The following is a 20,148-nucleotide window of genomic DNA, read 5'->3' on the forward strand; positions in this document are numbered from 1 at the left end:
CTTGTCTTCAAGTATTTTACTATTTCTTCTCAATTTCTGCCCATTTATAGTCAATCGTACCTACAGGATGGCGCAGAATTCCCTTGATGTTCGGCTGATCCATGAACACCTTGGTATTGAAGTAGATCGGAACGAGCGGCATGTCGTTCATGAACATGGCTTCCGCTTCATGCATTAGAGCAAAGCGCTCTTTTTCATCGGCTGTGTTGCGGATTTTTTCTACGAGTGCATCGTAATCTTTATTGCTGTAGTTGATGCGGTTTCCTGGGTGATCGGTCACGAACAGCTCCAGGTAATTGATTGGATCACCGTAATCCGCAGGGATTGTGGAGCGAGAGAACTGCAGCTGACGAGCGCGCTGCTCAGCAAGGAAGACGTTCCATTCCTTGTTTTCCAGTTTTACTTCCACGCCGAGGTTTTTCTTGTACATTTCCTGAACCACCTGAGCGATGGCCTTGTGGGTATCACTGGTATTGAAGGTCATGGTGACGGTTGGCAGAGTAGTCCAGCCCTCTTCTTCCATTCCTTTTTTCAACAGCTCTTTGGCTTGCTCCACGTCATTGTCCTTGAAGAAATCTCCGCCTTTTTGACGGAAATCGGTTCCGTCTGGCTCTGGGAAGCCGACTGGCACGTGTGCCATAGCAGGAAGCTGTTTTCCTTGCACCACGTTGTCGATCAGCAGTTGACGGTCGAGAGCCAAGGCAAAAGCTTTGCGGATATTGACGTTGGTAAACGGAGGCATCGTGGTGTTCATACGATAGTAGTAGATGGCTGCTTCCGGTTCTACTTTTGCTTCGCCTGAATCAATCAGCTTTTGCTTGAGGTCGATCGGAACGGTCTGGATCATGTCCAGTTCTCCGGTCTTGTACATTTGGTACTGCGTGTTTTCATCATTGACCATCACCCAGTCAATGCCCGCGTACTTCACGGAATCCTTGTCCCAATAGCCGTCATGCTTGACCACTTTGACGGATTGGTCATGGACCCAATCTTCCATTTTGAACGGTCCGTTGGTCACGATGGAAGAGGCGTTCTCCGCCCATTTCGGATTGCTCTCCACGACCTTTTTATTGACAGGGAAGAAGGTTGGCTGCGTGATGATATGCAAGAAATAGCCGGCTGGCGCCTTGAGCTGCACTTCGAAGGTCTTGTCATCGACTGCCTTTACTTTGACGCCGTCCGCATTCCCTTCCCCTTTGTTGTAAGCCTCAGCTCCATCGATGTAATAAGCAAGGAAAGCAGAGGGGAACGCATTGTTCGGATCGAGAATGCGTTTGAATGCAAACTCGAAGTCGTGCGCGGTCACAGGATCTCCGTTGGACCATTTTGTATCGCGCAGGGTGAAGGTGTACGTTTTGCCGTCTTCACTGATCGACCACTTCTCAGCCATTGCGGGCTGAGGTACGTGGTTTTGGTCCAGGCGAGCCAGACCCTCCATCGTAGCGTTCAGCACTTCATTGGACGTACTGTCAAAGCCTTTCGGCGGATCCAAAGAAGGTGGCTCTGTCTTTAGGTTGAGGCGCAGCTTTGCGGTCATGTCAGCTTGTCCAGCAGGTGCCGTCTCCTGTTGTTGACCTGTGCCCGTCCCAGCTCCCGAATCCTGTGGCGCTGGAGCCGCTGTTTGACTGCACCCTGTCACGACCAGAACAGCCAGCAGGGCTGCCGTGCTCAGCACTTTCCATCCTTTTTTCATGTTCATGCATGTACCCCCTTTATTCTGAAAAAACACATATAACAAATGGCTTTTCTTCAAGATCGGCCATTTATTAACAGATTGAAACATTCTCCGGCTTCAGCTGGAAGGTCGTCTCAATACGACCGACAACGGTACCACTCATGTTGGTAATAGGCGGATTGGTGTAAGCATGAAGCTCTTTCCAAGCGCCATCCAGATCGATTCCCAGCTGACGAAGAACTTCGTTGACCACCGGGTTGATTGCGCGCGCTCCGCCATCCTCGATTTTGACCGCTATGCCAATTCCCCGTTCGCGGTCTCCCAGGCAGTAGACGGATTCTGCACCTGCTTTTCCGACGATCCTGCCCTTGTACGCTGTCATGAGGTCAGTGCAGTAGCGATTTTCTCCTCCGACCATTTCCGGATGGGCAATCATCGCCTCTACGACTCTTTTCGCCGCATCCCGGCGAACGGGATTGGAGATCGCTTCCGGCTTGGCCAGCTTCGCGAATGCCCAGGCGTAGTTGGCAAGCGGCAAGCGATGTACAGGTACGCCGCAGCCGTCCGTTCCCAACTGAATCTTCTCTTTCGGATATCCCGTAATGTCTTCCACAACATCCATAATCCGCTGCTGGACGGGATGATCCGGCAGAAGATATGTCGCTACGTCCTCTCCCATATGAGTGGCTGTCGCGATCATTCCAGCGTGCTTGCCCGAGCAGTTGCTGTACACAGGGGTCAGCTGCTTCCCTGCAAGTATCAGCTCCTTGTAGCTGTCCTCATGCCTTGGCACATGGGTGCCGCATTGCAGCGTTGCTTCGAGCTGTCCTGCTCGCTCAAGCATGCCCAGTGCACGCTGGCGATGACGAGGCTCTCCACTATGCGAAGCGCAGCAAAGAGATAAATCGGCCGGTTCCAACTGGTACCGATCTGCTGTTCCTGTTTCCACGATCGGGATCGCCTGCAAGGGTTTCATGCTGGACCGGGCAAAGGTAAGTCGCTGCGGATCACCGTAAGAATAGAGCAAGGTCCCGTGTTGATCGACTACTGCGATGTGACCGAGATGAGAGCTCTCTACCTGTTCCCCCCGGTATACGTTGACTACCACATTCATAACAAGTCTCCTTTTTCTATGTGTTGGAATCCTTGTTGGTTTGATAATAAGCAAATATTGTGCCAATCTTCGAACAAGGTGGAAATCACCCATTTTTCCGCTGTTTCTGTTTACTTCTTATACAATTCGCCCGATAACAGGTCAGCCCATAAAAGAATATAACACGTATATTTATCATAATAGGTAACCCTATTAAAAAACAATAGACAAAACACCCCAATACCCTGCTTTATCAGCGTTTTGGGGTGCCTATTTACCAAGTGTTGTTATTTTCCGTTCCGTTGCAGATCTGCTTCCACCATCATGTGTATGAGATCCTGCCACTTTGTTTTGGGATACCATCCCAGCTTTTGCTTGGCCTTGGCGGGATTGCCCAATAGAATGTCTACTTCTGCTGGTCGGTAGAGTTGTGGATCAATCACCAGATAATCCTGATAATTCAGCCCAACGTAATCAAATGCAACCTTGCACATTTCCTCCACCGTGGTCGTTTCTCCGGTGGCAATCACATAGTCATCCGGCTCTTCCTGCTGCAGCATCAGCCACATAGCCTCCACAAAATCTCCTGCAAAACCCCAATCCCGCTTCGCAAAAATATTACCCAGCCGCAGTTCCTTCTGGCTTCCTGACACAATCTGGGCTACGGCCTGTGTCACTTTGCGCGTCACGAATTCCGGACCTCGCAGTGGTGATTCATGATTGAACAAAATTCCATTGCAGGTATACATCTGAAAGCTCTCCCGGTAATTTTTCGTCATCCAGTAGCCGAACAATTTGGACACAGCATACGGACTTCTGGGGTAAAAGGGCGTCTGTTCCGATTGCTGGGGCTCCTGAATCAATCCGTAAAGCTCACTGGAAGAGGCCTGGTACATACGGATGGAAGGGTCAGTCTCCCGAATCGCTTCCAGTACGTGCAGGACGCCCATCCCCGTTGCTTGTGCGGTCAGGATCGGTTGTTCCCATGAAGAGCCGACGAAGCTTTGCGCTGCCAAGTGATACACTTCATCCGGCTTGCTTCTTTTCATCGCACGAATCAGCGAGGTTACGTCAAGCAAATCCCCATCTTCATATCTCACCTGATCTGCTATCTGCAGATACTCCAATCTCCAAAGATTCGCAGTGCTCCGACGGGGAACCAATCCGACTACGCAATACCCTTTTTCCAGCAGGAATTTAGCCAGATATGCGCCGTCCTGACCGGTGATCCCCGTGATAAAAGCTGTTTTCATCGGCTCCCCCCCAATATGAATAATAGCCATCACTGACTTGTATATTGTGAATGCCAGCCGTTTGTGCCTTGTTGCCGCACGCATTTTCTAGGTTGTCAATAAGGTAACAGTATGGTACATGATCGATTCATTCTTGAAAGGAAGATTTGACATGCATGAAACATGGAGAGCTGCCTATCAACGCTGGCTGAACTTCCCGGCTCTTGACGCGGAAATGCGATCCGCTTTGGACGCCATTCAAACAGATGAATCGCTTGTCGTGGAACACTTTTATCGAACGATCGATTTTGGGACTGGCGGAATGAGGGGAGAATTGGGTCCAGGCACCAACCGAATAAATATCTACACCATCCGCAAGGCAACAGAAGCGCTCTCCCGCTACCTGCTCTCACAGGGAGAGCAAGCCAGGCAGTCGGGGGTCGTCATCGCTTATGACTCCCGCCACAAGTCTCCTTTGTTTGCAGAAGAAGCGGCCAAAGTGCTGGGCAAGCACGGAATTCGCGTCTATCTTTTCGACCGTGTATTCCCCACTCCCCTCCTGTCCTTTGCGGTGCGCCATCTAGCCGCCATAGCCGGCATCGTCATTACAGCCAGCCATAACCCTGCTTCATACAACGGCTACAAGGTGTATGGCTCCGATGGTGCACAAATCACCCCTGATACTGCTGACAAGCTGATGGCGCTTATCCAGGAAACCGGTGACGAACTAGCCATCGAGGTCGCAGACGAAAGGGAATTGCGGCAGACAGGGATGCTTTCTACGATTGGCGATTCTGTCCTTGAGGCATATCTGGAGCAGGTAAAGAGTATTCGCCTGCACACCCATTTGTCTGCGTCTGCTCGTGACGATGTTCGGATCATTTTTACACCGCTTCACGGTACGACAGGTGAAGCCATCAGCAAGGGTCTGGCCGCTTTTGGCTATCAGCAGGTCGCACTTGTGCAGGAGCAGGCTGATCCGGACCCTGACTTTTCCTCAGTCTCCTCCCCCAATCCCGAAGACCCCCAGGCATTTGCCTTGGCGATCCGCGATGCGAAGGCGGCACATGCAGATCTGATCATCGGTACTGACCCGGATGGCGACCGTATCGGGGTTCTGGTCAAAAACACGACAGGTGACTATGTGCCACTCACGGGTAACCAGATCGGCGCCCTGCTGCTGTACGATGTATTGAACCAAAAGAAAAACAAAGGCACGCTCCCAGACAACGGGATCATGATGAAGACCATCGTCACCTCCGAGCTGGGCAGTCAGATCGCCCGAGATTTTGGACTGGTGACCGAAGATACCTTGACAGGTTTTAAATACATTGGCGAAAAAATAGCCGAATACGAGAAAAGCGGTCAGTATGTGTTTCAATTCGGGTATGAGGAGAGCTACGGGATGCTGGTCGGGGATTTTGTCCGAGACAAGGATGCGGTCCAAAGTGCGCTCCTGCTCGCTGACCTGTGCACCTATCACAAAGCTAGAAAGGAAAGTCTCCTCGATGCCTTGCAACAGCTGTTTGATCGCTACGGGTTCTACTGCGAGGAACTGCATACGCTCACATACAAAGGAATTCAAGGTGTGGAGTCCATGACTGCCATGATGTCCTCTCTTCGCAGCACCCCCCTTCCTTCGCTCCTCGGCTATCGCGTGATCTACAGGGAGGATTACCTGGAGGGCATACGCTTTGATCTGGAAAAAGGAAGCTGCGAGCCGCTGATGCTCCCCCGCTCGGATGTGCTCAAGTTCGGATTGGAGGGTGATGCCTGGTTTTGTATTCGCCCCTCTGGTACGGAGCCAAAGATCAAGCTCTACATCGGAACGAAAGGAATCTCCCTCGAGGACAGTACCGAAAAACTCGCCCTCCTCAAACAGGAGCTAATCCGACTGATCGGTTCACCATAGGCATGCTAGATCTCCAAAATCGGGCCACTGCGATGCGGGTGTCCCCCTTTGTCCGGGCCATATCGCGGTGGATGGTACGCTAACTTCGCTGGAAGGGCTGGAAAACCTAAAGCTGCGAGAAGATCCTGACGTACGAAAAAGGCATTGACCCCACGCGTGTCCGTACCGACCAAGGCATACCCCAGTTTTTTACCTAACGCTTCAAGCGAACTTAAACTGGCGCCGAAATAAGAAGTCCCATCCCAGCAAAAGTTCTCCATGTACGGGATGACCATTTTCTGCGGCGGCGGGTACGAGGCATTGTATTCAATCACGACGAGCCTTGGCTTGTAAGCGTCGAGCGCCTGCCACACCCAGTAGTCATTCCCGTCAATGTCGATCACCAGCAGGTCAAACTCGTTAGGAACGCCATGTGCTTTAAAAAGTCCGGGAACATTGTCGTGTGTGATGAACTGATGACTGACATGCACTTGTGGGTACATCGCCGTATTCGCCACCAGATTTCGAAAATGTGATTCGCTCCCCTCCATCATCACTCCTGACCACCCATGATGGACCAGCAAATGACGCGTCAAGCACTCCATTCCGTCTTCTACACCAAATTCCACAAAAAAGCGGTTGGTCGTACCGATTCGCGTGAAAATCTCCTCAATCATTCCATCCTCTCCGTTCTGGGAGAAGATTTTTTTTTCATACAGATTGATCGTAGAAGCCATCTTCAACCTCCTATGCTGCTGTCGTTTCGAACTATTGTATGGCTCGATCGTCGACAAAGCGTGGTCAAGTGTTGAACATTGCAAAAAATGTGAGCCGATCTGGACGAATGCCCTGTGTATGCGCTGAAAGTCCTCTTGCTGCAAGGCGAGTGCCGTGGCATGTTCTCCTCCAAACCATATGAATAACAGGGTAGACTGCTCCATTCCTATCTCCTGCAAGGACGAACCTGTCATGCAGGAGAGTCGACCCTTCACGCGCTCGACAAAAGGAGGTTGTCCATTGAGAGCACTGGTTACGGGAATTACCGGATTTGCTGGCAGTCACCTGGCTGAGTACCTGATCTCCCGAGGAGATGTAGAGGTATGTGGCACCTTCCGCGTGAGAAGTAACATGGATCTTCTCAAACACCTGACCGATCAGATTCATCTCGTCGAATGTGAATTACGGGACCCCCACTCCGTCCATCTCATGCTTAAAGAGATACAGCCTGACCTGATCTTCCATCTAGCTGCGCAAAGCTTTGTCCCAACCTCGTGGAACTCTCCCTCCGAGACGCTGGTCAACAATCTAGTCTGTCAAATTCACATCCTGGAAGCCGTGCGCAAATTGGATCTGAACTGTAAGATCCATATCGCATGCTCAAGTGAAGAGTATGGACTGGTCTATCCTCATGAGACACCCGTCAAAGAGAACAATCCCCTAAGACCCCTCAATCCTTATGCAGTGAGTAAAATCGCACAAGACTATCTCGGCTTTCAGTACTTCCAGAGCTACGGAATCCCAATCATTCGCACTCGTACGTTTAATCACACAGGACCAGGGAGGGGAGAGTACTTCGTCACCTCGAACTTTGCCAAGCAGATCGCCCAGATTGAACGAGGGTTGCAGCCGCCAAAGGTACTCGTTGGCAATCTGCAGGCGAAACGTGACTTTTCTGATGTCCGCGACATTGTCAAAGCCTATTGGCTGGCACTGGAGCACGGTGACGCTGGTGAAGTCTACAATCTGTCTTCCGGCACGGCGTATACGATTGAACAAGTGCTGCAAACCCTGCTCTCCTTTACAGACGTTAAGGTCGCCATCGAAGTGGATGCGGATCGTCTGCGGCCGTCTGATGTCGAGATTCTCGTAGGAGATTCCTCCGCCTTTCGAGCCAAGACTGGCTGGGCTCCTCAGATCCCTTTTGCAACCACAATGCACGATCTGCTGAATTACTGGCGCATTGTACTGCATGACCGCAAGAAGTCAGGGAGGGACAACTGTTGAACAATCATTCCATGCCACTGGTATCGATTATTACTCCGTCCTATAACCAGGCTGCTTTTATTCAACAGACGATCGACAGTGTATGCCGGCAGGATTATCCGGCGATCGAACATATCGTAGTCGATGGCGGCTCCACGGATGGCACGCAGACGATTCTGAAGCAGTACAGTCAGCAGCTCGGTGATCGCTTTCGCTATATCTCCGAACCTGATCGCGGTCAATCGCATGCCATAAACAAAGGATTACAAATGGCGAAGGGCGAGATCATCGGTTGGCTGAATTCCGACGATACGTACTTCCCGCAAGCGGTGACGAAGGCAGTCAACAGCCTGACCAGTCATCCCGATTGGGCGATGGTGTATGGAAAAGGGCTGCACATCAACGAGAAAAATAAAATCATGTACAAATATCCGTGGGTCCCATTTGATCGCAAAAAAATGTTTTACCACTGCATTATTTGCCAGCCTACCGCATTCATTCGCAAGCACGTGCTAGAGGATGTTGGCGGTGTCGATGAAGATCTGCATTTTTGCATGGATTACGACCTGTGGCTGCGCATCTCCGCCAGGTTTACCATCGGTTGGATGGAAGACTATCTCGCCTCCTCCCGCTTGCACGATGCCTGTAAGTCCGTGACCAGCCTGATCGATATCGGCTTCCCTGAAATTATGAAAACCAGTATGAAGCATTTCGGAACTGTAGCCAATGAATGGCTGCTTCACTTTTTAAAGGATTATCGCGAGAAGGGCGTTTTCTGGTTCCTGGATCTGTTCAAAACCTACCATTTATTCGGAAAAACCCCGAAACTGGCATCGTCTAATCGCTTTGCCGATCAGTGGGCTCCCCCATACTTGCGCATCCACCTCGAAATTGACCCCGAGTACCCGTTGCATACGCTCGTCGTCCACGGCTCACAGACCATTCCCACACTGCCCTTGCAATTCCACGTCCTGGTCGACGGGAATCTGGTCCCTATCCGTACCTCAGGCGGCAATGACTTCACCTTGGAAATCCCTATCGATTCGCCAGGTCCAGGTTGCTCCGTGGAAATCCTGTCCAGCAGGCAATTCGTCAAGGAAGATCCCCGATCGGAGCTAGGAAAACGAACAGTCAGCTTTGTGGCAGAGCAAATCATGCCTCTTTCTGACGAGGAATACGCCTTTTACCATCATTTTCTCAAAGGGAACAGTACCCTTCAGCAATGGATGAAAGAAAAAAGAAAACCCTCGCCTATTTTTTGACATCCATAAAGAAAGGACGGTGTGTCACTCCATGATCGATCTCACACGAAAACGAATCGTTGTAACAGGCGGAGCGGGATTTTTGGGCAGACATGTCGTGAAGCAGCTGAACCTGCGGGGCTGTGAGCATATCTTCATTCCGCGCAGCAGTCAGTTTGATCTGCGCAAGGAGGCGGATATCGTTCTCATGCTGCAAACCTATCGACCGGATATCATCATTCATTTGGCTGCGGTGGTGGGAGGAATTGCTGCCAATCAAAAAAATCCAGGTTCCTTTTTCTACGACAACCTGATCATGGGTGCTCAGCTCCTCGAACACTCCCGTCTGTTCGGCATCGAGAAATTCGTGGCCATTGGAACGATATGCTCCTATCCCAAATACACGCCTGTACCGTTTATGGAGGAAGAGCTGTGGAACGGCTATCCCGAAGAGACCAATGCCCCCTATGGCTTGGCCAAAAAAATGATGCTGGTCCAATCGCAGGCTTATCGGCAGCAGTACGGCTTCAACTCGATCTATCTGTTGCCGGTCAACCTGTACGGACCCTATGACAACTTCGATCTGGAAACCTCTCACGTCATTCCGGCCATCATCCGAAAATGCCTTGACGCTCAGGCATCGGGTCAAGACAGCATCGTCCTTTGGGGAAGCGGCGAAGTAACGAGAGAGTTCATTTATGTAGAGGATGCTGCGCGGGCGATCGTTCTGGCGACGGAGCGCTATGATGGAAACGAACCCGTCAATATTGGATCTGGTGAAGAGATGACGATTCGCCAGTTGGCAGAATGGATCAAAGAAAAATGCGGGTATACCGGAACCATCATTTGGGACAGAAGCAGGCCTGATGGGCAACCGAGACGCAAGCTGGATGTAGGGCGAGCCAAGGAATATTTCCAATTCGAAGCCTCGACGCCCTTGCCACAAGGTTTGCAGCAAACCATCGATTGGTATCGGACAGCCGTTTCCAAAGGAGGGGGCCGGTCTTGAGAATTGGCGTTAACCTGCTTGCCGTCATACCTGGAAAAATTGGCGGGATGGAGCAATACGTGCGCAATCTGATTTCGTATTCACAGAAAAACAACGAGGCTCATGAGTGGTACCTGTTTTTAAGCACGCACAACTTCCACACTTTTTCGGAAGGCCGTCATCTGCACAAAATCCTGTTTCACGACATATCGAGAGCGCATGAGCTTTTTCATCAACAGATTCAAGCCCTGCGACTCGATTTGTGGTTCTGCCCCCTGCTGATCTTGCAGCCGATCGATGTGACCATTCCAAGCGTCATCAACATCCCGGATATTCAGCATGAATTTTATCCCCAGTTTTTCGATGCGCCTGTGCTGCAATGGAGACGTGAGAACTACCAGTCGTCAGCCCAAAAAAGCAGCGCTGTCCTGACCCTGTCCGAATTCTCCCGTCGATCCATCCTGGAGAAATTCCAGCTGCCTCCGCACAAAGTACATGCTGTTCACCTGGATTCCTCCGGGGAATTTTCCTTGCCGATGCGCCCTGAACAGGATCAGGTATTCCGTCTAAAATACCAGCTTCCTGATCATTACGGCCTTTTTCCGGCTAACACCTGGCGGCATAAAAACCATCTCTCCCTGATTCAGGCGCTCGCTATCTTGCGCAACACCTACAATTACAAGGTGAATATGGTCTTTACCGGCTTTCCTCAGGAAGCACACCAAACGGTCATCAACGCGATATCACAGCATCAATTATGGGATCAGATCAAATGGCTGAACTACATTCCGCAGGACGAAATGCCCTCGCTGTATCGAAATGCACATTTTCTGTGCTTTCCTTCCTTATTCGAGGGATTTGGGATCCCGCTCGTCGAAGCCATGCGCTCGAATATTCCCATCATCTGCTCCAACGCAGGGAGCATCCCAGAGGTCGTAGGTCAGGCAGCGCTGTTATTTGACCCCCACGTACCAGAGGATATTGCCGTTAAGATAGCCGCGATGTCGGATCCAGCCATCAGAGCCGATCTTGTCGCCAAGGGTACGCGACAAGCAACCCTTTTCTCCTGGGATAAATGCGCACGACAAACCCTTGCTGTCTTTCAATCGGTACTTCGCAAAACAAGCAGTTAAGGAGGTCACCTGATGTCAAGAATGGATGAAATTCTGCGGGTGTGGCGCACGGAGTACCGCATACCCTTTGCATTAAGCGCCCAGGAAACGTGGGATTTCTGGCTCCTGGAGTCACCCACATACGACGTGAAGGTCAATACCGTTCTGGAACACGCCAATACCTTCTCCCTTCGAACGCTTATTGAAACGGGAACCTATCAAGGTGCCATGATTGAATCTACAAAACAGCACTTCGAACGGATCTACTCTATTGAACTGGAGAAATCACTCTACCAGAACGCAGCCAAGCATTTTGCACCTGACCGCCATGTCAAAATCATCCTTGGCGATAGTGCGCAGAAGCTGCCTCCGCTGCTCTCGACCATCCACACACCTTGCCTGTTCTGGCTGGATGGTCATTACATCCCCCTGTCTACCGAAGCGGCAAAAGGCGATATAGACACCCCCATCCTGCAAGAGCTGGATGTCATCTTGAACCATTCCGTTCCGAATCACGTCATTCTCGTGGATGATGCGCGGTGCTTCATTGGAAAAAACCCGTTTCTGAAAGACTATCCAACCATCGCTGAGCTAAAGGACTACGTCCAGCAAAAACGCCCTGACATGCAATTTACAGTGAAGAATGACATCATCCGCATCCATCTCCCATAAAAGGAGGGATTTCCCCATTGAAGAAGATGGAGTTCCACTTGCCTTTTGACCAAAAGTCTTTCACCCTCTACGGCAGTGAGTCTGATCAAAGCGTCCTGTACTATATGGAGCTGGAGAACGGTTATTATGAAGCGTACGTCATGAATCTGCTCCGCCGTGTCGTCGCCCCTGATGCGGTTTGTTTGGATATCGGCGCCAATCTGGGTACGATCTCACTCGCTTTCAGCCACCTGGCGAAAAAAGGAAAGGTCTACGCCTTCGAGCCTTCGAACGTCAATTACGGCTATCTGGTGCAAACCATAGCCGATAACAGCATTCGGAATATCGAACCACTCAAGCTTGGCGTCTTTGATCGAAATGGTACCATCTCTTTTCGGGAGGTGGCTCACGGTGGCGGGTGGTCATTTATCGATACCAAACAAACCGATTCCACCGGTTCTTCCAGCCAGATCACTTGTGTTCGCCTCGATGATTGGGTCATAACAAGTGCTTTGGAGCGAATCGACATCATCAAGGTCGATGTAGAAGGCTCTGAGATGGAAGTCCTTCAGGGGGGTGCAGAAACCTTTCGACGATTCGATCCTGATCTGGTCATCGAGTTCAACCTGGATAGCATGGTCAACAATTTTGGCAAAAATCCGCTAGATTTGTTTACCCTCCTGCAAAGCATGTATGCCAATATGTACTTGATTCGCCGTGATGATCAAGTAGTCAAGGTCACGGATTACGACTCGCTCCTGGAGATGATCAAACCCTTTCACGGTGATCTGTACTGCACCAACAAAAAAGCATGGGGATAAGAAAGTATTTATCAAGTCCAGTTTTCGCTTTGCTACGGTGAAGTGCTTAAACTTTCTTATACGCAATACAAAAGCGTGGCGCTCATCCTCTGCGCCACGCCTTTTTCATTTTTGAAAATGGTCATGCTTGCCTCCCCCTTGCTCCTCGATCACGGAGAGAAGTCCCTCTTCAAGACTGATTTGACTATGCCATCCATAGCGCTGCAATGGTTCTACATCCGCCTGTGAGTGCATGATCTCTTGCAGGGGATAGGGCAATGCGCCAAAGCGAAGGCATGTCGTAGATCCGGTCATGGCATGAATGCTGTGCACGAGCGTTTTGATCGGAGTAGCAGTACCGCTCCCAACCTGAAACTCGCTAAAGGAGGTTGGCATTTTCACACCTTGCCGGAGCAAAAGGACATAAGCCCTGACGGCATCCTGAACATGAATGAAATCTCTTTTTTGCTCACCCGCAGTCAGCGGCAATTCCATGTGGTTTTCCAGACAGCTTTTGACGACGTACGGAATGAATTTATCTGGCGAATCTGCGGGGCCGTATAAGTGCTCCAGCCTCATGTTCACAAAGCGAATGGAGGCCGTTTTGACCAGATGCTGTCCCCACTCCAGGAAATGTCTTTTCGTCAGATGATACCCAATCAGTCGTTCGATCGATCCTTGAGCCGTATTCGAAAAGGTATCCGTATTGAAAAACAACGGCGTTTCATAGCGAATACAGGCTTCGAGCAGCTGAAGAGGGAGGGCTACATTTGCTTCCAGTACGGCGCGATAGCTTTCCCCGTTTCGCCCATAGGAGGTCGCGGCATGCATGACTGCATCATAGCCTCCCCCTTCCTGGAAGAGCCTGTCGATCTTCGTCTCTTCCCGATCATGGCTATACAGATCGCTTTGCACATCTGCAAGCCGCCAGCAGTTCGAGTCCCTTCGCTTCAGGATGTGGACGTCATGCCCATCATGCAGCAATGCCTTCACGAGGTGGCTGCCCAAAAAGCCTGTAGCCCCTGTCACAAGTACCCGCATGGCGTCCCTCCTATCTTCGCCACGGTGCCTCTCCTTTTTTCCACAAAGTCTCCAAATAGTTCTTATCCCGCAGCGTGTCCATCGGCTGCCAAAAGCCCGCTAGCGGATAGGCGACCAGCTCCCCTGCTCTGGCCAGTGATTCAAGGGGCTCCTTTTCCAAGATTGACGTGTCATCACCAAGGTAGTCGAACACTCCTGGCTCCATCACAAAAAATCCTGCATTGATCCATCCGCCATCGCCCTTTGGCTTTTCCTGAAAACCGCGTACTTCATGCCCTGACGTCAGGTCCAGTGAGCCGAATCTTCCTGGTGGCTGTGTAGCTGTGATCGTCGTCAGCTTGCCGTGCACCTGGTGGTACGCGACCAGCGCACGAATATCAATATCCGCCACTCCATCCCCGTAGGTCAGCATGAAGGTCTCTTGTCCCACGTAAGGCTGGATTCGCTTTATCCGTCCTCCCGTGCCCGTGTCCTTGCCTGTGTCAACCAAGGTTACTCTCCAGGGCTCAGTTCGACGATTGTGCAAAATCATCTCGTTGTCATTTCGAAAATCAAACGTAACATCGGACTGATGCAGGAAATAGTGGGCGAAGTAGTCTTTGATCATATAGCCCTTGTAGCCCAGGCAGATGATGAAGTCGTTGTATCCATAATGAGAATAGATCGACATGATATGGGAGATGATCGGCCTCTCACCGATCTCGATCAATGGCTTGGGCCTTAAATGCGTTTCTTCCCCGATCCGCGTCCCGAACCCCCCAGCTAGAATGACCACCTTCACATCAACCCCTCCTTTCCTCATCGCCAGTTCACTACTCCTGCACCCCGTCCATATACTGTGTGATTTGTTGCAGACACAGGTCCCGTATATTCCCTGCCTGCTGATAGCAGCGAGTCCACTCAATGATTCGATCCAAAGCCTCTTCACTCGTCCATTTCGGGTGCCAGCCCAGTTCGGCTTTTGCCTTGGAGCAATCGAGCTTCAAATATTTGGCCTCATGCCAGGTTGCTTGTTGCTCGATTTCAAAGCTAGCCTCTGTTCCCCATTTCTCACATAGCTTCTGTACCATCCAAGCGACCGTACGAGCATCTTCTTCATTCGGCCCAAAGTTGTAGCTTTGCGAAAAACGGGCTGCATTCTCCCACATCTTCTCAATCAGCATCAGGTAGCCGCCCAATGGCTCTAGCACATGCTGCCACGGCCGGACCGCATCCGGATTTCGGAGAATGATCGGTCGATGATTCATGAGGGAATCGAGACAATCCGGTATCAAGCGGTCGCGTGCCCAATCTCCTCCTCCAATGACATTGCCCGCTCTCGCAGATGCTACTGCCACCCGTGAACCACTGCCCGCCGAGAAGAAAGATTCCCGATAACAGGTCGTCACAAACTCCGTGCACGCTTTGCTGTTGGAGTACGGGTCACGTCCTCCCAATGGTTCCTGCTCACGATATCCCCAGACCCACTCCCGATTCTCGTAGCATTTGTCGGTCGTCACCATAAGCACAGCACGAATCGGCATCCCCTGCAGACTGGCACGCCTGACAGCTTCCAGCAGATGAACCGTGCCCATCACATTGGTTTCATAGGTTTCCAGCGGATTCTCATAGCCGTAACTCACTAGAGGCTGGGCAGCCATGTGAATGACGATCTCAGGCTGTGCTCGAAAAATCGCCTGCTCAAGCTCTTCCATACGGCGAATATCCCCTGTTTGCGAGGAAATTCGCTGCTCGACACCGCTGAGTTGAAACAAGCTGGGACTGGTAGGCGGCGCCAAAGCAAAACCGGACACCCGGGCACCCAATGCCTCCAGCCATATGCACAGCCAAGCGCCCTTGAACCCGGTGTGTCCGGTAATCAATACGTGTTTGTTTCGCCAAAATGCTTTATTGATCATGTTCCTCATCTCCCGCTCTCACTTGCTCCATGATCTCTTCCCATGTCATGGCGAGACGGACGATATCCTCTTCGATCAGCTTGCTCCCCAATTGCACCTCAATGATCTCCAGATCTTTGCTGGCGCGTACCGCATGCTTGGCACCAACCGGTATTTCCAGGACATCTCCTGGTCCGATCCGAATGATGCGGTCATTTAAGACAAACTCTCCTTCGCCCGCCACAATCGTCCACACTTCACTGCGCTGCTGATGGAGCTGATAGCTCAAATTCTTGTTCGCATAAACGTGCAGTGCTTTGGTCAGTACCTCTGTTCCTTCCTCTGTCGTCCTGTAATGAAGGACACGATAATACCCCCAGCGCTTTTCTTCAACCATCGGTCTTTGCTTCCAATCCACTGGCATTTCTTTGATCCGATGGCTTTTTTCCTTCGATGCGATCAGGATTCCGTCCAGACTCGCAGCGATCACCATATCAGACAGGCCAATCGACACGATGGGAATATCCAGCTCGTTAATCACATGAGTGTTGCTAGATTCTTCATCCCAAACGACCCGTCCCACCGAATGGACATTCATTTCTTCCGTCAGCGTATTCCAGGTCCCCAGATCCTTCCAATATCCTTGATAGGGAACCACCACGACCTTTTTCGCTTTTTCGACTACCTCGTAGTCGAAGCTGATCGGTTGCAAGGCAAGATAGTTTTGTAGAAGCTGGTCGTAACTGGTTGGGATTCCTTTGCTTTTCAACACATCGAGTAGGTATCCGAGGCGGAAAGAGAAGATGCCACAGTTCCAAAGAGCCTGTTTTTTCAACAATGCCTCTGCCTGATTCTGATCCGGTTTTTCTTTGAAACTAGCGACCTGATGATAGAAGGCAGGCGATTTATTGCCTTCTGGTTTCTGTTTAGGGACGATATAGCCATATTTCGTCGATGCGTAAGTAGGGGCCACTCCAATCAGAGCAAGATCGGCTTCGGATTGCAGCAGGGCACTCTCTAATTCATTGAGTTTCCCCCAGAATGAGGTCTCGACATAGGAATCGACCGGCATGACGATCACGACTTCATCCGGTTCGACTCCGACGCAGGAATGCAGATACGTGGCTGCCAGAGCAATCGCTGGAAAGGTATCCCGTTTGTCTGGTTCGATGATCAAGGGTACATCCTCACCCAATTGACTCTGCAGCAGATCCATATGTGAACGACTCGTTGATATATAAGCTTCGTTTGACCACTGATAAGCGGCCAACTGTCTCCATACTCGCTGAACCATGGATTCCGGCTCGCCGTGTGCATTGTGGATCAATTTCAAGAATTGTTTCGACCTTGCATCATTGGAGAGCGGCCACAGTCTTTTGCCGGCCCCCCCTGATAGCAATATCAGTTTCATCCCGGCCACCTCTGTCCATTATCAAAGTGTATAACGCATCATATGAACATGACGAGGTAGATGCTCTGCCATTCCATGAAAATGGTCAGCTCACCCGTAGGGATTTCATAGCTGCCTACCAGCCTACCGACTTACAACCCACGCTAGGCTTCTCCCAAACCTTGGGCGGTTACGTCAAAACGGTAGGCATCCACAGACGTGTTTGATAATCAAAGTAAAAACTGCCTTTCTTCGAGAGATGCGGCGTGAAAAAGAAAGACATGAAATCTTTCATCACGGTTCCTTGAAAATGCAGAGAGTTGAGGCGTATATACGCCTTGCTTGCGACATCCTTCGTGTAGAGCTGCCCATCGTTCAGATATACCTTTCGTTTCCCCTCCAGACTCTCTGCCCAAATCGGACGATTGATATTTTCATCGAACATCCGGTCATCGTATCTTCCGTGTGTGTAGGTATATTGAGGAAACTGACGCAAAAATAAAAGTCCGACCACCATGTCTGAGACGAGCGGCAGGTTGTTGCTCAGGTGTCCTAGCTGCTTCGTCTCCTGAACCAGCTGCCCGTAGAGCATCGTGTTGGCAAAATAGGTCGTCGTAAACGCGCAAAAACGGTCCAGCAAATCCAGACTGACAAAGTTGGTCCAGACGAACTCCATCTTGAAATCGTGGTATATCGGATTGTTCACGTTTTCGTACAGCATGACATCGGAATCGATATAACAGCAGGCCTGGATCTGGTTGTCACGCATGAAGTCCCGCAACACAAACCATCTTTGGAAACAAAACAGGTTGTAGCTGAGTGGCATAATGTGCATGTGTTTATAGATCGGGGCAAACGCAGAGGCAGACTGCATGTAGGAATGGATCATGACATGAGTAATGCCATCACTGGCGAAGTGTTGATTGATCGCTGTCCCTAGCAGGAAAACAGATGCGTCAGGATTACTCACTTTTGCCTGCCGCAGGCTGTAGGACAAATAGGTATCGTCACCGCGATGGATGAGAACGATAGGCAAGGTCATCCGCGTACCTCCCTTTTACTCACTCTTGTTTACCATATGTTGCGAGAGCGCGGCGGGGTACCAAGCATCCGCACGTATCCTATGGTGCAACCGTACATTAAATACAGCAGAGTTCGCTCGCTGTCTAGCAAGAAGGAGGTAGAAAGTTTGGGTGGCAACTGGACAAATGAAGAGATCCTAATAGAAATAAGCAAACGCAAATGGTATCACAAAATCGAGCTTCGCCCCGGTATCTTTACACCGGGAATCTCGATCCTTGAAGATTTGTGGGCGATGACTCGCGAGACCAGAAAGAATCTTTCCTACGAAGGAAAGCGCGTCCTTGATTTGGCCAGCTTCGACGGCATGTGGGAGGGCCTCCAGGTTTTTCTCATGGACGATATGAGTACAAAGATGCCTTTTCCTAAACAAATCCACCACAACCTGTTTGATATCGTCCAGCACCTCGGACTCCTCTACCACGTGCGCGATCCGCTCTGGACCCTCTCCCAATGCCGAAGTGTCGTGAAAACAGGAGGGCACTTGCTGTTGGAGACAGCTGCCATCCTTCATTCGAATGAATCCAAAATGGTGTTGAACGGAACCCCTGGAAGAATGAATCGGATCTATCAGGATGATACCACCTGGTGGCTCCCCACTGTGCCATGCGTCTTGGAAATGCTGGAGAATACACTGTTTGAACCCCTTCCACACACAATCCGTACGCTGGAGTCCGGTGAATTCAACGGTTATAAGGCAGGCCGTGTCAGCTTGGTGGCAAAGGCAATACCAGGAAGCCAGATCGATCCGGCTGCCCACGCAGAAATCTTGCGCACGTTCCGCCCCCGAAATAATACAACTTCCCTAAAACCAATCGATCTTCTTGTACATATCATGATAGATAGATATTCCATGCAAGGGAGTGATCCAGTGTCGAATTCGCCATTTCCATTGGTCACGATCATTACCCCGTCATTTAATCAGGGGAAATTTATTCAAGAGACCATTGACAGCGTACTGCAGCAAGATTACCGGCATATTGAACATATCGTCGTAGACGGTGGTTCTACCGATAACACCCTGTCCATCCTGCAAAGAAATGCTCAAGCAGACAGTCGGCTGCGCTATATCTCCGAACCAGACCGCGGTCAGTCGCACGCCATCAACAAAGGCTTGGCGATGGCGCAAGGAGAGATTATCGGCTGGTTGAATTCTGACGATACGTATTTGCCAGGTGCGATCAGAAAAGCGGTGGAAGCTCTCCGCCTTCATCCAGAGTGGGGCATGGTGCACGGACATTGCCACGTCACCAACGAGGTAAACAGCATCATCAGTCCCTTTCCCACCGAAAAAGCGGATGCCCAAAAGCTGTACAATACTTGCTGCATCTGTCAGCCTGCCGCATTTATCCGCAGACACGTATTTGAACAGATGGGCGGCGTGGATGAAAACCTGCACTTTTGCATGGACTATGAGCTCTGGATGCGCGTTGCCAAACAGCACATCATCGGAAATATTCCGGAATATGTGGCGAACGCCAGACTACATGGGGATTGCAAATCGGCTACTAAATGGCAATCGGTCGGCATTCCCGAAGTATTGAAATCTCTCGCCAAGCACTACGGCAGCATCCCGTTTAGCTGGGTCGCTTATGCCTCCCAATATCAAGGTCAAGGTGTGTACACCTTGATCAACAAGCTGAAAACTGCATCTGCTCATCAACTGCCACGCGTCGTCACGATGAACCGCTCTCTTGATCTGTGGGTGCCGCCGATTTTTCGCGTGCAGATCGCTTCGGAACCTCACACTCCCGCCCAGCTGTTCGTCATCAAGGGACGACTCCCTGCTCCTCCTGATCAAAAATCACCTTTGACACTGACAGCCTTGATCAACGGGCATCCCTACAAGGCATTTCCGATCGATCAAGCGTCGTTCCAGCTTCAAATTCCACTCGACCCGACAAAAGCGAGCAACGTGGTGGACATCGCGGCATCACGCATGCTGTCACCGGCGGCGCTCCGCTTGGGTACAATGCAGACTGCCGGGTTTATGGCAGAAGAAGTCATCCCGCTCTCCCGCGAAGAGGCCATCGTCTTTCGCGCCTTTTCGTAAATACTGTTCATTTGAACACGCTCTATCTCTATACCTGAGTT

At 50.8% G+C, this 20,148-nt stretch carries 17 protein-coding genes; 8 read left to right on the top strand and 9 right to left on the bottom strand.

Going from position 1 to position 20,148, the window contains the following annotated elements; all coding sequences use genetic code 11:
- Positions 1 to 19: 19 nt before the first annotated feature.
- The 3 genes from JZI27_RS10925 to gmd form a co-directional block, all read right to left on the bottom strand.
- Positions 20 to 1,699 carry a peptide ABC transporter substrate-binding protein gene (locus JZI27_RS10925; RefSeq protein WP_122910280.1) on the bottom strand — a complete coding sequence of 560 codons (1,680 nt, stop codon included), beginning with the start codon at positions 1,697 to 1,699 and terminating at the stop codon, positions 20 to 22.
- A gap of 67 nt (positions 1,700 to 1,766) precedes the next feature.
- A complete protein-coding gene (locus JZI27_RS10930; protein WP_251242971.1) occupies positions 1,767 to 2,789 on the bottom strand; it encodes an asparaginase in 1,023 nt (340 codons plus the stop codon).
- Between the two features lie 266 nt (positions 2,790 to 3,055).
- On the bottom strand, positions 3,056 to 4,021 hold the full coding sequence (gene gmd / locus JZI27_RS10935) for a GDP-mannose 4,6-dehydratase (RefSeq protein WP_251242972.1): 966 nt from the start codon (positions 4,019 to 4,021) through the stop codon (positions 3,056 to 3,058).
- A 151-nt stretch (positions 4,022 to 4,172) separates the two neighbouring features.
- Between gmd and JZI27_RS10940 the strand changes: the two genes are divergently transcribed.
- Positions 4,173 to 5,912 carry a phospho-sugar mutase gene (locus JZI27_RS10940; protein WP_280207525.1) on the top strand — a complete coding sequence of 580 codons (1,740 nt, stop codon included), beginning with the start codon at positions 4,173 to 4,175 and terminating at the stop codon, positions 5,910 to 5,912.
- Positions 5,913 to 5,917: 5 nt separating this feature from the next.
- Here the strand turns inward: JZI27_RS10940 and JZI27_RS10945 are convergent, their stop codons facing one another.
- The gene (locus JZI27_RS10945) at positions 5,918 to 6,628 is read right to left on the bottom strand and encodes a hypothetical protein (protein ID WP_280207526.1); all 711 of its coding nucleotides are present in this window, start codon (positions 6,626 to 6,628) and stop codon (positions 5,918 to 5,920) included.
- A gap of 280 nt (positions 6,629 to 6,908) precedes the next feature.
- On the opposite strand from JZI27_RS10945, the gene JZI27_RS10950 reads away from it, so the two are divergent.
- The 6 genes from JZI27_RS10950 to JZI27_RS10975 are packed head-to-tail and all read left to right on the top strand — an operon-like array spanning position 6,909 to position 12,687.
- Positions 6,909 to 7,895 (top strand): GDP-mannose 4,6-dehydratase, encoded by a 987-nt coding sequence (locus tag JZI27_RS10950; protein ID WP_280207527.1) that lies wholly within the window; start codon positions 6,909 to 6,911, stop codon positions 7,893 to 7,895.
- Positions 7,892 to 9,136 (top strand): glycosyltransferase family 2 protein, encoded by a 1,245-nt coding sequence (locus JZI27_RS10955; protein ID WP_280207528.1) that lies wholly within the window; start codon positions 7,892 to 7,894, stop codon positions 9,134 to 9,136. Before JZI27_RS10950 ends, JZI27_RS10955 begins: the two co-directional genes overlap by 4 nt.
- Positions 9,137 to 9,167: 31 nt before the next feature.
- Entirely contained in the window at positions 9,168 to 10,124 is a 957-nt protein-coding gene (locus JZI27_RS10960; protein ID WP_280207529.1) for a GDP-L-fucose synthase family protein, read from the top strand.
- Entirely contained in the window at positions 10,121 to 11,236 is a 1,116-nt protein-coding gene (locus JZI27_RS10965) for a glycosyltransferase family 4 protein (RefSeq protein WP_280207530.1), read from the top strand. Before JZI27_RS10960 ends, JZI27_RS10965 begins: the two co-directional genes overlap by 4 nt.
- Positions 11,237 to 11,248: 12 nt before the next feature.
- Complete coding sequence (locus tag JZI27_RS10970) at positions 11,249 to 11,887, top strand: class I SAM-dependent methyltransferase (RefSeq protein WP_280207531.1); 639 nt, start codon at positions 11,249 to 11,251, stop codon at positions 11,885 to 11,887.
- 26 nt (positions 11,888 to 11,913) lie between these two features.
- Complete coding sequence (locus JZI27_RS10975; protein ID WP_251243070.1) at positions 11,914 to 12,687, top strand: FkbM family methyltransferase; 774 nt, start codon at positions 11,914 to 11,916, stop codon at positions 12,685 to 12,687.
- A 105-nt stretch (positions 12,688 to 12,792) separates the two neighbouring features.
- Here JZI27_RS10975 and JZI27_RS10980 read toward each other — a convergent pair whose 3' ends face one another.
- The 5 genes from JZI27_RS10980 to JZI27_RS11000 form a co-directional block, all read right to left on the bottom strand.
- On the bottom strand, positions 12,793 to 13,707 hold the full coding sequence (locus JZI27_RS10980; protein ID WP_251242979.1) for an NAD-dependent epimerase/dehydratase family protein: 915 nt from the start codon (positions 13,705 to 13,707) through the stop codon (positions 12,793 to 12,795).
- 10 nt (positions 13,708 to 13,717) lie between these two features.
- The gene (gene rfbF / locus JZI27_RS10985; RefSeq protein WP_280207532.1) at positions 13,718 to 14,488 is read right to left on the bottom strand and encodes a glucose-1-phosphate cytidylyltransferase; all 771 of its coding nucleotides are present in this window, start codon (positions 14,486 to 14,488) and stop codon (positions 13,718 to 13,720) included.
- 31 nt (positions 14,489 to 14,519) lie between these two features.
- Complete coding sequence (gene rfbG, locus JZI27_RS10990; RefSeq protein ID WP_280207533.1) at positions 14,520 to 15,605, bottom strand: CDP-glucose 4,6-dehydratase; 1,086 nt, start codon at positions 15,603 to 15,605, stop codon at positions 14,520 to 14,522.
- Positions 15,595 to 16,995, bottom strand: a complete 1,401-nt coding sequence (locus JZI27_RS10995; RefSeq protein ID WP_251242982.1) for a sugar phosphate nucleotidyltransferase — start codon at positions 16,993 to 16,995, stop codon at positions 15,595 to 15,597. The genes rfbG and JZI27_RS10995 overlap by 11 nt, the downstream gene beginning before the upstream one ends.
- A 169-nt stretch (positions 16,996 to 17,164) precedes the next feature.
- Positions 17,165 to 18,016 (bottom strand): hypothetical protein, encoded by an 852-nt coding sequence (locus JZI27_RS11000; RefSeq protein WP_280207534.1) that lies wholly within the window; start codon positions 18,014 to 18,016, stop codon positions 17,165 to 17,167.
- Positions 18,017 to 18,163: 147 nt separating this feature from the next.
- Between JZI27_RS11000 and JZI27_RS11005 the strand changes: the two genes are divergently transcribed.
- Positions 18,164 to 20,107: a glycosyltransferase gene (locus tag JZI27_RS11005; RefSeq protein WP_280207535.1), complete on the top strand. Its 1,944-nt coding sequence runs from the start codon at positions 18,164 to 18,166 to the stop codon at positions 20,105 to 20,107.
- The last annotated feature ends 41 nt before the right edge of the window (positions 20,108 to 20,148 follow it).

The organism is Brevibacillus sp. AY1 (assembly GCF_029870785.1).
GTDB classification, from domain to species: domain Bacteria; phylum Bacillota; class Bacilli; order Brevibacillales; family Brevibacillaceae; genus Brevibacillus; species Brevibacillus invocatus.

Excerpts from the sequence above, each read along its gene's own strand:
- JZI27_RS10925 (WP_122910280.1), bottom strand. The coding sequence starts at position 1,699 with ATGAACATGAAAAAAGGATGGAAAGTGCTGAGCACGGCAGCCCTGCTG.
- JZI27_RS10930 (WP_251242971.1), bottom strand. The coding sequence starts at position 2,789 with ATGAATGTGGTAGTCAACGTATACCGGGGGGAACAGGTAGAGAGCTCT.
- gmd (WP_251242972.1), bottom strand. The coding sequence starts at position 4,021 with ATGAAAACAGCTTTTATCACGGGGATCACCGGTCAGGACGGCGCATAT.
- JZI27_RS10940 (WP_280207525.1), top strand. The coding sequence starts at position 4,173 with ATGCATGAAACATGGAGAGCTGCCTATCAACGCTGGCTGAACTTCCCG.
- JZI27_RS10945 (WP_280207526.1), bottom strand. The coding sequence starts at position 6,628 with ATGGCTTCTACGATCAATCTGTATGAAAAAAAAATCTTCTCCCAGAAC.
- JZI27_RS10960 (WP_280207529.1), top strand. The coding sequence starts at position 9,168 with ATGATCGATCTCACACGAAAACGAATCGTTGTAACAGGCGGAGCGGGA.
- JZI27_RS10970 (WP_280207531.1), top strand. The coding sequence starts at position 11,249 with ATGTCAAGAATGGATGAAATTCTGCGGGTGTGGCGCACGGAGTACCGC.
- JZI27_RS10975 (WP_251243070.1), top strand. The coding sequence starts at position 11,914 with ATGGAGTTCCACTTGCCTTTTGACCAAAAGTCTTTCACCCTCTACGGC.
- JZI27_RS10980 (WP_251242979.1), bottom strand. The coding sequence starts at position 13,707 with ATGCGGGTACTTGTGACAGGGGCTACAGGCTTTTTGGGCAGCCACCTC.
- rfbG (WP_280207533.1), bottom strand. The coding sequence starts at position 15,605 with ATGATCAATAAAGCATTTTGGCGAAACAAACACGTATTGATTACCGGA.
- JZI27_RS10995 (WP_251242982.1), bottom strand. The coding sequence starts at position 16,995 with ATGAAACTGATATTGCTATCAGGGGGGGCCGGCAAAAGACTGTGGCCG.
- JZI27_RS11000 (WP_280207534.1), bottom strand. The coding sequence starts at position 18,016 with ATGACCTTGCCTATCGTTCTCATCCATCGCGGTGACGATACCTATTTG.